The 11,478-nt window shown below is 68.0% G+C and carries 12 protein-coding genes; 3 read left to right on the top strand and 9 right to left on the bottom strand.

Going from position 1 to position 11,478, the window contains the following annotated elements; translation table 11 throughout:
* Positions 1–4 precede the first annotated feature (4 nt).
* Complete coding sequence (locus tag GO592_RS31780; RefSeq protein WP_007301207.1) at positions 5–2,092, top strand: heavy metal translocating P-type ATPase; 2,088 nt, start codon at positions 5–7, stop codon at positions 2,090–2,092.
* Here the strand turns inward: GO592_RS31780 and GO592_RS31775 are convergent.
* From GO592_RS31775 to GO592_RS31745, 7 genes are all read right to left on the bottom strand, one after another.
* Positions 2,034–3,698, bottom strand: a complete 1,665-nt coding sequence (locus GO592_RS31775; protein ID WP_007301206.1) for an FAD-dependent monooxygenase — start codon at positions 3,696–3,698, stop codon at positions 2,034–2,036. The genes GO592_RS31780 and GO592_RS31775 overlap by 59 nt on opposite strands.
* Positions 3,699–3,735: 37 nt before the next feature.
* The gene (locus GO592_RS31770; RefSeq protein ID WP_005249229.1) at positions 3,736–4,698 is read right to left on the bottom strand and encodes an MBL fold metallo-hydrolase; all 963 of its coding nucleotides are present in this window, start codon (positions 4,696–4,698) and stop codon (positions 3,736–3,738) included.
* Positions 4,699–4,977: 279 nt separating this feature from the next.
* Positions 4,978–5,553, bottom strand: a complete 576-nt coding sequence (locus tag GO592_RS31765) for a dihydrofolate reductase family protein (protein ID WP_007301205.1) — start codon at positions 5,551–5,553, stop codon at positions 4,978–4,980.
* A gap of 206 nt (positions 5,554–5,759) precedes the next feature.
* On the bottom strand, positions 5,760–6,245 hold the full coding sequence (locus GO592_RS31760) for an SRPBCC family protein (protein WP_172652131.1): 486 nt from the start codon (positions 6,243–6,245) through the stop codon (positions 5,760–5,762).
* Positions 6,246–6,248: 3 nt separating this feature from the next.
* Positions 6,249–6,590, bottom strand: coding sequence for an ArsR/SmtB family transcription factor (locus GO592_RS31755; RefSeq protein ID WP_007301204.1), 342 nt, complete (start codon positions 6,588–6,590; stop codon positions 6,249–6,251).
* A 125-nt stretch (positions 6,591–6,715) separates the two neighbouring features.
* Positions 6,716–7,231, bottom strand: coding sequence for a putative immunity protein (locus tag GO592_RS31750; protein WP_007301203.1), 516 nt, complete (start codon positions 7,229–7,231; stop codon positions 6,716–6,718).
* 111 nt (positions 7,232–7,342) lie between these two features.
* Complete coding sequence (locus GO592_RS31745; protein ID WP_005254325.1) at positions 7,343–7,609, bottom strand: helix-turn-helix domain-containing protein; 267 nt, start codon at positions 7,607–7,609, stop codon at positions 7,343–7,345.
* Between the two features lie 96 nt (positions 7,610–7,705).
* On the opposite strand from GO592_RS31745, the gene map reads away from it, so the two are divergent.
* On the top strand, positions 7,706–8,494 hold the full coding sequence (gene map, locus GO592_RS31740) for a type I methionyl aminopeptidase (protein ID WP_007301202.1): 789 nt from the start codon (positions 7,706–7,708) through the stop codon (positions 8,492–8,494).
* Positions 8,495–8,630: 136 nt separating this feature from the next.
* Here map and GO592_RS31735 read toward each other — a convergent pair whose 3' ends face one another.
* Positions 8,631–9,683 (bottom strand): YeiH family protein, encoded by a 1,053-nt coding sequence (locus GO592_RS31735; protein WP_005561845.1) that lies wholly within the window; start codon positions 9,681–9,683, stop codon positions 8,631–8,633.
* 101 nt (positions 9,684–9,784) lie between these two features.
* Between GO592_RS31735 and GO592_RS31730 the strand changes: the two genes are divergently transcribed.
* A complete protein-coding gene (locus GO592_RS31730; RefSeq protein WP_007301201.1) occupies positions 9,785–10,690 on the top strand; it encodes a LysR family transcriptional regulator in 906 nt (301 codons plus the stop codon).
* A gap of 7 nt (positions 10,691–10,697) precedes the next feature.
* Here the strand turns inward: GO592_RS31730 and GO592_RS31725 are convergent, their stop codons facing one another.
* Positions 10,698–11,429, bottom strand: coding sequence for a sulfite exporter TauE/SafE family protein (locus GO592_RS31725; RefSeq protein ID WP_005254322.1), 732 nt, complete (start codon positions 11,427–11,429; stop codon positions 10,698–10,700).
* Positions 11,430–11,478: the final 49 nt, after the last annotated feature.

Genomic DNA, 11,478 nt, shown 5'->3' with positions numbered 1-11,478 from the left:
AGGCATGTCTCACGATCATCAGCAGCAGGAAGTGGAACAGGTCCGGAACACCGGACACGCTGGGCACGACGCACACGGTGACCACGCGGATCGGCACGCCGGTCACGGGGCGCACGGTGAGGTGTTCCGGCAGAAATTCTGGATCAGCCTCGCGCTGTCGGTGCCGGTGGTGGTGTTCAGCCACATGTTCGCCGACCTCCTCGGCTACACCGTCCCCGACTTCCCCGGTGCGTCGTGGATTCCGCCGGTGGTCGGCACCGCGATCTTCTTCTACGGCGGCGCACCGTTCCTCACCGGCGCGTGGAGTGAGCTGAAGTCGCGGCGGCCCGGCATGATGCTGCTGATCGGCATGGCGATCACGGTTGCGTTCCTCGCGTCGTGGGTGACGACCCTGCAGATCGGCGGATTCAACCTCGACTTCTGGTGGGAGCTGGCGCTTCTCATCGTCATCATGCTGCTCGGACACTGGTTGGAGATGCGGGCACTGGGGTCGGCGTCCGGTGCCCTCGACGCGCTCGCCGCGCTGCTTCCCGACACCGCCGACAGGGTCACCGACGACGGCGTCACCGAAGTGCCCGTCTCCGAACTCGCCACCGGCGACCTGGTGCTGGTGCGGGCCGGAGGCCGCATCCCCGCCGACGGCACCGTCGACGACGGCCGTGCGGAGGTCGACGAATCGATGATCACCGGCGAGTCCAATCCCGTCCCACGGTCGGTCGGCGACACCGTGGTCGCCGGCACCGTCGCCACCGACAGCGCGCTGCGCATCCAGGTAGGCGCCGTGGGGGAGGACACCGCCCTCGCCGGCATCCAGCGACTGGTCGCCGACGCGCAGTCGTCCTCGTCCCGGGCCCAGGCCCTCGCCGACCGCGCCGCGGCGTTCCTGTTCTACTTCGCCTCGATCGCAGGGCTTCTCACGTTCGTGGTGTGGTCGCTGCTCGGCAACGTGGACGAGGCTGTGGTGCGGACCGTCACCGTTCTGGTGATCGCCTGCCCGCACGCCCTCGGCCTGGCGATACCCCTCGTGATCGCCATTTCCACCGAGCGTGCTGCGAAGGCCGGTGTCCTGGTGAAGGACCGGCTGGCCCTCGAACGCATGCGCAACATCGACGTCGTCCTGTTCGACAAGACCGGCACCCTGACCCAGGGCAGGCACGCCGTCACCGGGGTGGTCACCACCGCGGGTGTCACCGAAACCGAACTGCTCGCGCTCGCCGCCGCCGTGGAGGCCGACAGCGAGCACCCGGTCGCGCGGGCCATCGTCGCCGAGGCGGCCGCGAACGTGCCCGCGGACGAGCGGCGCACCGCGTCCGACTTCCGGTCACTGCCCGGACGCGGGGTACGCGCGAACGTCGACGGCACGGAAGTGGCCGTCGGCGGCCCGGCGATGCTCGCCGAACTGAACGTGACGATTCCCGGTGACGTTGCGGCGCAGACGAAACGGTGGGTCGAGCGCGGCGCCTCCGTCCTCCACCTGGTCCGCGACGGGCGGGTGCTCGGCGCAGTGGCGCTCGAGGACGCCGTCCGCGAGGAGTCGCGGCAGGCGATCGACGCCCTGCACGAGCGGGGCGTGAAGGTCGCGATGATCACCGGAGACGCCCGTCAGGTGGCCGACGCCGTCGCCGCCGATCTCGGCATCGACGAAGCGTTCGCCGACGTGCTCCCGGAGAACAAGGACGCCGAGGTGGCCGCACTCCAGGCGCGCGGTCACCGGGTGGCGATGGTCGGCGACGGCGTCAACGACGCGCCCGCACTCGCCCGCGCGGACGTCGGCGTCGCGATCGGCGCCGGCACCGACGTCGCCATCGAATCGGCCGGTGTCGTCCTCGCCGCCGACGACCCCCGTGCCGTCCTCTCGATCATCGACCTGTCGCAGGCGAGCTACCGCAAGATGTGGCAGAACCTGGTATGGGCCACCGGATACAACGTCATTGCCGTCCCCTTGGCCGCCGGTGTCCTCGCGTTCGCCGGGGTCGCGATCTCGCCCGCGGTCGCGGCGATCCTGATGTCCGTTTCCACCATCGTCGTCGCCCTCAACGCGCAGCTGCTGCGGCGGCTCGATCTGGATCCGGAACGGCTGGCGCGGAAGTGATCGCGGAGACGACGGGTCCTGTGATCCGGTGCAGCGCGGACACCAGCCCGTCAACCGTGTGGGTGACGGCCGCGATGTAGGCGTCGGGGCGGATGACCCACACCTCGCCGGGCTTCGCGTCCACCGCCGCGGTGAGGACGCCGGTGCTGTCGATCTCCGACAGCCGGACGAGGCGGATCGGTGTGTGCACCGCTGCGAGGGCCGCGCTGCGGATCTCGTCGACGTCCACACCGTCACCCACGAGGAGCAGGATTCCGTGCCGGGCGATGTCGCGGAGCCGGGTACCGGCACCACCGCACAGCGTCACCGGGGTGTCGGGCACGAGGATTCCCGGCGCCGCGGCCGGGGTGCAGCCACGCTCGGGGCGCCCGGCGAACGGCCGTTCCGGATCGATTGTGGTCAACGGTGATTCGACGTACCAGAACGGCTCGGCGAGGCGACCGCTGTCGACCTGTGCCCGGGCCTGCGGATCGGTGACCGCCGCGGTGAGCACGTCGCACCGGTGCCGGTGCTGGTCCTCGGACTGCGGGACGAGGAAATCCATTGTCGCCGTGGTGACCGCGATGTTCTCGACTGCCGCCGCGTGCCGCTCGGTGTGGTACGTCTCGAGCAGCGACTCGTCGGCCCAGCCGCGTAGGACGAATGCGAGCTTCCACGCCGCGTTCTCGGCGTCGGCGACACCGGAATTCAGGCCGCGTGCCCCGAACGGCGACACGATATGTGCGGCGTCGCCGGCCAGCAGCACCCGGTCGACGCGCATCCGATTCGCGACCCGGGAGTGGAAGCGGTACACCGATTTCCACACGATCCGGTAGTCGGTGTCGCCGATGATCTTCCGGATCCGCACGTCCAGTGCATCCGACTTCTCCTCGGCCTCGAGGTCGTACTCGCCGGGCACCTGCCAGTCGATGCGGAACGTCGAGTCCGGGCACGGGTGGATGAGCACCTGCCTGCCCGGGTTCCACTCGGGGTCGAAGTAGAAGCGGCGTTCGTCGGCCCAGCCCGGGATGTCGGCGGCGATGTCGCAGATCAGGAACTTGTCGTCGAACGAGCGACCGTCGAACGTGACACCCAGCTGCCGGCGGATCGCACTGCCCCGCGACCCCACGGCCACCACCGCGTAGTCCGAGGTGACGGTCTCCTCGCCGGAGCCGGTGCGGCAGGTGATGGTCACGCCGGTCTCGTCCTGATCCACCGACGTGGCCTCGTATCCCCACCGGACGTCGATCGACGACGTGGCCGCGATCCGCTCGTCGAGCAGTTCCTCGGTCCGCGCCTGGGAGATGTTGACGAACGGCGGGAACGACGAGATGCCGCGGTCGACGAACGTCTGCGCGAACAGTTCGTGGTCGCGGTGGAACGTGCGGGCGCACCCCCACGTCACGCCCTCGTCGGCCAGCTGCCTGCCGACGCCGATCGCGTCCCACACCTCGAGGACGTCCCGCTGCTGGCAGATGGCCTTCGATCCGATCGGGTCGCGTTCGGCCCGTGCGTCGAGCAACGTGACCGGGATGCCCCAGCGTGCCAGCAGCAACGCCGTCGTCTGCCCCACCGGGCCGTTGCCCACGACGGTGACCGTGCCGCCGCGGGTGTGTCGTCTTCCCATGATCCTCGCCTTGTCAGTGGTGAAACGGTGACGGACTTCAGCCCTGCAACTGGTCCCAGACCTCGCGGTCACGCTCGGCGGTCCAGATGACGGGCCGTTCGATGCCCGACAGCTCGTCCCACACGCGGGAGACGTCGAACGGGAGGCAGTGTTCGAAGATCGGCCAGTGCCCGTACTGCTCGTTCAGTGCGGCGTGGGTGGCTTCGAACGCTTCCTTCAGGGTGCCGCCGCGCTGCTGCACCGCCCCGACCTCGGCCAGCATGACCTCGATGAAGTGGCGGGTCTGCTCAATGGCGGCGTCGACGGCCTCCCGCCCGTGGGAGACGGCGCCGCGTCCGCCGATCAGGACCTCCGCGCCGAGCGCCTTGATCCGGTCGAGGGTGCCGGTGGACCAGTCGCGGTGGAAGGCGTCGCCGGTGTAGAGCGCGGCCTGCGCCTCGACGAGGTCGCCGGCGAAGAGGATCTTCTGCTTCGGCAGCCACGCGGTGATGTCGCCTTCGGTGTGTCCGCGGCCGAAGTGCTGGAGCACGAGGTCGCCGCGTCCGCCGCCGAGGTCGATGGTGAGTTTGTCCGCGAACGTCAGGGTGGGCCACGTCAGTCCGGGCACGGAGTCGGCGGCCTTGGCCAGCCTCGGCATGCGTCCGAATTCGCTTGCCCAGTCTTCTTTTCCACGCTCCTCGATGAGGGCGCGGGTGGTCTCGTGCGACACGATGGTCTCGGCGTCGAACGCGGACGCGCCGAGCACGCGGACGGCGTGGTAGTGCGAGAGCACCAGGTACCGGACCGGCTTGTCGGTGTGCTCGCGCAGCTTGCGCAACCAGTCCTGGGCGGCCACCGGGGTGGCGAGCGCCTCGAAGCAGACGACGAAGTCCTCACCCTCGATGGCACCGATGTTGGGATCCCCCTCGGCGGTGAGGGCGTACACGCCGTCGGCGAGGACCTCGAGGGTCTGCTCCTTCTCACCGAGGTCGGCCGACGAAGCGAAGCTTGTGGGGCTCATGCGATCCACCTAACTAATCAAAGGTTTGATTGATGGTGGCCACAGTAACCCGGATCACAAAATAATGAAAGCCTTGATCAAAAGTTGGCCTGGGCACCCTGCGACCCGGCCGACCGAACGGGACGCTCGTTCGATCTGACGTAACGAGCGTCCCGTTCGCCGCGAGGCATGAGCGTCGCGCCACGACGGAAGGTGAACACGCCCGGCGACGCCCGAGCCGAGCGGACCGGGGGATGACGGTGTGGCGCGGTTATCCTGCCGCGGGCAGGTGAGTGCAGGTCAATGGAGGGTGGGCCGGTAGATGAGCTCTTGGATGTGACCGTCGAGCGTCCGGTTCTCGAGCAGCTCCAGGTCGAAGTCGCCCCCACCCCGGAAGATCGGGTCCAGCCCGGTCTGAGCGGTGATGACAGGGAAGAGCGTCACCTGCACGCGATCCACCAGGCCGGCGGCCATCAGCGCCCGATTCATCGACAGGCTGCCGTGCGAGCGCAACGGCACCTCGGACTCCTCCTTGAGCCGGGCGACGACGTCGACGGCGTCACCGCTCACGACGGTCGCGTCCGGCCAGTCGAGGGGTCCTTCCAGTGTCGTCGACACCACCGTTGCCGGCAGGCTCCTCATCCGAGTGACCCAGGGATCGCGCACGTCGGACTCCTCGGTGCTCGCGGCCAGCATCTGCGCGAACACCCGATACGTGTTGGCTCCGAAGACCATCCGCTGCTCCGCGCCGTACAGGTCGAGACGATGGTCGAGCAACTCGGGGCCTTGCTTGCCCCAGTAGCCGGTCCAGTCGCCGCCGGCGGCGCCGTAGCCGTCGAGGCTGGAAAAGACGTCGAAGGTGTAGGTCGCGGTCATGTCGTTCTCCTCGAGTGCGGTGTCGATCGGTGTAGGTACAGACTGTGCACCACCGCGAAACTCATCGGCGCCGGATTGACCACAGCGTTGTGCAGGCCTACGACGCGTGGTCGCAACAGAAGTGTCGCGACCTTCGTGCCTGCTCGCCGCCTAGCGCCCGTGGAGGGCGAGGCGGCGAGATCGCCCTGTGCGGTGAACCGACAGGCTCACGCCTTGATGAGGTCGTCAATCTGGCCGATCGCCTGCGAGGCGCCCTCCACCACGCCCATGTCGAGCACCTGCTGGAGGCCTTCGGCGGTTGCGTAGGTGCTGACGTAGGTGGCGATGGTGCTGCCGCCCTTGTCCTGGAAGGAGAACTCGTTGGTGGACACTGGCATCGATTCGATCGGGGTGAAATCCGCATCGGCGAATCCGTCGGTGAAGGTGAAGCCGGTCGGCTCGTCGACGGAGATGATGTTCCAGTAACCCGCATGCTTGTCGCCCTCGGGACCGGTCATGTAGTAGGTGACCCGCCCGCCGGGGGCGAACTCATGGTCGACCACTGTCGCCGGGTACGTCGGTGGACCCCAGATCTTTTCGAGCTGACGAGGATCGGCATAGATCTGCCAGATCCGCGCTCGGGGGGCGGCGAACTCGGCAGTGATGGTCAGGGTCAATGCATCGATGTCGTGGCTGACATGGGTGACAGGCATCGTTCATTCCTTCCGTTGGGGTTGCGTTGCGATCAGTTCGTCGATGCGTGCGATACGCCCACGCCAGACCTGTTCCAGCGCGGCCAGCATGGACGACACCGCGCGAACTGCTTCCACATCGCCCGTGGCGAGTTGTTCACGGCCGCTGCGTCGTTTGACGAGTAGGCCGGACTTCTGGAGGACGGCGACGTGCTTCTGTACCGCAGCGAAACTCATGTCGTACTTCGCTGCCAGTGCCGAGACGGAATGCTCGCCGGCCAGCACGCGACGCATGATGTCGCGCCTCGTCCGGTCGGACAGCGCGTGGAACAGGGCATCGGCCTGGTCCTCATCTGTTTCTGACACACTCAGAACATACAACCGATTGGTTGTATGTGCAAGGCTGCTTCGACTTTCAGGATGCGAGTGGGCAGCGGATGGCACCTTCGACGATGCGGACTTGCGGGCGGTGCCGGCGCCGCGACGCGCCCTCAGCAGTCGAACACCGACCAGCAGATGTCGTTCCGCAACCGCTGGTCGTCGAGTACGAGCTCGCGAATCGCCTCAGGGAGCTGGTCACGCTGCCACCGGCACTCACGTCGTCCGGCGGCCTCGCCCTCACCCTCCGGCGCGGCAGCGCGTGCGGCTTTGATCGCATAGGCGGCAGCACCGAGTTCGTGCGCTGCGACATGCGCGACGGCTCCGGCCTGCCCGGCAGCGTATGCAGCGTGCCGTCCCGCTCCGCGCAGGTCCCTGGCCGCGCCCATCGCATGGCCGCCCGCCGCGCGGGCCTGCATCATCTTGACCTCGCCACGCACCCACGCGCGGGCATGCTCGATCGCCTCACGCGGTCGTGTGTCCTCCGGCCGAGCCGACTCGAACAGGTTGAGGACGTGCTCCGCGCACGATGCCGCCCATAGGGCCAGAAGCTGATGCTCCGAGTCGGTGAGCGTCCCACCGCGGCGGATCGTGACGAAACGAGGGTCTCGGACCTTCGGGAGGATCATGGCTAGAACTTCTATCACTTGCATCCGGCCACAGCACCCGAGGGCTGCGCATGCCACCCGCCTCGGATCTGAATCCTGTGTGCGGGCAGCGCTGGTCGAGCTGAAGAATTGTTACCCGGTTTGCCGGAGGCCGGTGTGGGCAAGGCAGATGTCGGCGAGCTCGTCGAGCGACAGGGGAAGCACCCGGGCGAGGGCCGCGACAGTCGTGAAGGCGGGTGTCGCCATCCGCCCGGTCTCGATCTTCCGAAGAGTCTCCGGAGAGATCCCGGCCTCCTGCGCGACCTCGGCGAGGGTGCGATCACCCCGCGCCTGCCGTAGCTGATGACCGAGGCGCTTGCCTGCGGCCAGCTGTTCCGGGGTCAGGGGGAGACGCACCATGCGAGCAGTCTAACCCTGCAGCGGTATGAAAATCCCAGCCCGCAGTCTAGGGTGGTATTTTAATACCGGAGTTGTGCGTACGAAGAGGAGTAGTTGGTGCTGGAACTGAAAACACCCCGCGAGGTCGCCGCGATGGACGTCACCGGCACATTCATCGCCGAGTTGCTCGACGATCTCGAACACCGGGCCGAACCGGGCGTGAATCTGCTCGAGCTCGAAGACCGAGCCCGCCAGTTGATCGCCCAGCGCGGCGCCACGTCGTGCTACTGGGACTATGCGCCGTCCTTCGGGCGCGGACCGTTCCGCAACGTCATCTGCCTGTCGGTCAACGACGCGGTACTACACGGCCTTCCGCACGACTACGTGCTGCAGGACGGGGACCTGCTGAGCATGGACATCGCAGTGTCCATCGACGGGTGGGTCGCCGATTGTGCCCGCAGCATCATCGTCGGCAATCCACGACCCGAGGACGCGCGCCTCATCGCAGCCACCGAAAAGGCCCTGACAGCCGGAATCGCCGCCGCGTTACCCGGCAACCGGCTGGGCGATGTGTCTGCGGCGATCGGCGCGGTCGCCGCCGAGTACGGGTACCCGGTCAACACCGAGTTCGGTGGCCACGGGCTCGGGCGGACCATGCACGAAGATCCGCACGTATCGAACACAGGACGTGCGGGCCGAGGCCTCACACTGCGCCCGGGGCTGACCCTCGCCCTCGAACCGTGGTTCGCCGCCGGCACGGACAAGATCGTCTACGACCCCGACGGGTGGACCATCCGCTCGGCGGATGGATCGCGCACCTCGCACAGTGAACACACCATCGCGATCACCGACGGCGCGCCGCTCGTGTTGACGCGCCGGGAACAGGTCGCTGCAACTGCACTGTGATTGTCAGGCCCCCGGACGGCGGCCCCCGCCGAACGAACGGGACGGAACGAACGGGACGCTCGTTCGATCTGACGCAACGAGCGTCCCGTTCGTCGCGGCGGGGGAGGCGACGGGGCGAAGGGGGTGGGTAGCGGTATCACCCCGCGAGCAGGACACCGACCAGGGCGATCGACGCGACCCAGACGGTGGAGATGCCTGCGAGCACGAAGGGTCGTGCGCCGACCTTCTTGATAGTGGCGATCTGGACGCCGGCGCCGAGGGCGAACATCGCGGCAGTGAGGAGGGCGGTCTGCACGATCTTGGCCTCGGCGAGCAGGCCCGTGGGCAGCAGGCCGGACGACCGCAGGCCGACGCAGGCGAGGAAGGCAAGGACGAAGAGCGGGACGAGCGGCGGCCGCTTCACGTCGGCGTCGGTGCCGGCGAGCCTGCGCTGGCGCACGCTGAGGACGGCCATGACCGGGGCGAGCATGAGGACGCGGGCGAGTTTGACCACCGCGGCCACGCCCAATGCGGCACCACCGATGGCGCCGCCCGCGGCGACCACCTGGGCGACCTCGTGGATGGATCCGCCCGCCCACAGGCCGGCGTCGGTGTCGGAGAGTCCCAGCGCCCGCGACAGCAGTGGGATCGCGGGGATCATGAGCGTGCCGAAGATGACGACGAGCGCGACCGCGGTGATCACCTCTTCCTCGTCGGCGTCCACGACACCGTCCACCGCCGCCACCGCGGCCGCGCCGCAGATCGAGAATCCGCAGGCGATGAGCAGCCGCTGAGTCCAGCTGAGGCCGAGCAGCTTGCCCGCGAACATCGTTCCCACGATGCCCAGACAGACGATCGACACCACCACGACGATGACGCCCCAGCCCAGTCCGAGGATGTCGCTCAGCATCAATTGGAGTCCGAGGAGGGCAATCCCCACCCGCAGCAGCTTCTTGGCGGAGAACTGCAGGCCGGGGCGCAGGCGTTCGGGCAGGTGCACGACGTTCGACAGCACGGCGCCGAGCACGATGGCGATGAGCAGCGGGCTCACCGTCGGAAGGAACCGGCCGACACCCATGGCGACGGCGGTGGCGACGGCGCACAGCGCCAGACCCGGCAGGAGAGTGGCCGTGGCGGTCTGCAGTCGCGGCAGCGTTGCCGGGCTCTCGACGCGCTGTTCCTCGGACTTCTCGCTCAGTTGACTACTCATGGATCCACGGTCCGTCACCGCGGCCGTCTCCGGTAGCCGTCATCTCGACATGAACGCATATCAGCGTGATATGTCTTGCGCCAGGGTCATATACTCGATGCATGTCCCGCAGATGGCCCGAGTTCCCCGTTCTCGAGTTGCTCGTCGGCGTCGACGACCACGGAAGCCTCAGTGCTGCCGCAAGACTCGCCGGAATGGCGCAGCCGAATGCCAGTCGCGCTATCAAGCAACTCGAGCGTCAGTTCGGCATGACGCTGCTGCAGCGCAGCCCGATGGGCTCGATACTGACACCTCAGGGAACCGTGATCGCGCACTGGGCGCGCCGGGTGCTCTCCGACACGCGCCGGCTGCTCGACGTGGCCGAGGGACTGCGCGCGGAACGCGCCGCCGAGTTGACGGTGGGTGCGAGCATGACGGTCGCGGAACACCTGATGCCGGGATGGCTGGGGCAGTTTCGCCGCTTGCACTCCGACGTGACAATTCACCTGCAGGTGCACAACTCAACTCAGGTGTTCGAGCGGATCAACAGCCGGATCTGCGACGTCGGGTTCGTCGAATCGCCGACGGTGCCGCGACCGTTGAAGAGTCTCACGGTGGCGCGTGACCGGTTGGTCGTCGTCGTTCATCCCACCCACCCGTGGGCCCGGCGACGGAAGGCGCTGACCGTCGCCGAGTTGGCGCTGACACCGCTCTTGGTTCGCGAGCCGGGGTCCGGCACGCGAACCACCCTCGACGTGGCATTACAGGAATACGACCGGGCGGCACCACTTCTCGAGCTGGGCAGCGCCGCCGCAATTCGCACCAGCGTGCTGGCCGGAGTCGGCCCCGCGGTGATGAGTACCCTCGCGGTGGCGGAGCAGGTCGGCGCCGGAGAACTGAAGGTGATCGACGTCGACGGCCTCGAGCTCGACAGGGTGCTGCGCGCCGTGTGGCGGGGCGCGCGTCAGCTCGACGGTCCCGCGGGAGAACTGGTGCGTCTGGTCCGACGGGTCGGTGCCGAGCCCTGAGCGGCCGTCATCCGAGAAGGCAGGTCGCCGCACCGGCCGCGATCACCAGCACGATGACCGCGGAACGAAACACCCCCGGCGGAAGTCGGCGGGCGATCGCCAGTCCGGTGACGTTGCCGATCAGCGCGGCGATGACGAACACCGGGAGGCGCGGCCAGAACATCGACTCCGTGATCTCGTCGTGGAACCACAGGACAGCGAGAGCCATGACGTTCGCGACGATGAAATAGCCTGCGAGATCGGCAATGAAAGCCAGCGGTGGCAACCGCGCTCGCATGAGCAACAGGACCGGTGGCGGTCCGTTGAGCGACGTCGTCGTTCCGAGGTAGCCACCCACCGATCCGGTGAGAACGTGCGCGGTCGTGGAGGGCACACGCGTGGCGTCCGCGCGGGTGGGCAGTGCCATCGCGAGCCCGCACAGCATCACCACGGCTCCCGCGGCCGGCTTCAGATACTGCTCCGGCATCAGACCGAGAGTGACCGCGCCCAGCCAGGCGCCGGGCAGGCTCCCGCCACCGAGCAGTGCCACCCGTCCCCAACTGATGTGTTCCCGCAACTGATATGCCGCGCCGATCCGCGTGATCAGTCCTGCCACCAGATTGACGAATACCACTTCGGGAACGGCGAATCCGACCATCAGCATCACCGGTGTCGCGATCAGCGCCGTCCCGAACCCGGTGGCGCCGCCGATGACGGACGCGATGCCGATGCACAGGGCACCGATGAGGAGCATCGTCATCGCGACTCCCTTCTCGATCCGGCGGCACGTTCCCGTGCCGATGTGAAGT

The sequence above is a fragment of the Rhodococcus sp. 21391 genome, assembly GCF_016772255.1.
In the GTDB taxonomy this organism is placed as follows: domain Bacteria; phylum Actinomycetota; class Actinomycetes; order Mycobacteriales; family Mycobacteriaceae; genus Rhodococcus_F; species Rhodococcus_F opacus.
The sequence above is the reverse complement of the archived record's forward strand: the minus strand, read 5'-3'. Positions and strand labels throughout refer to the sequence as shown.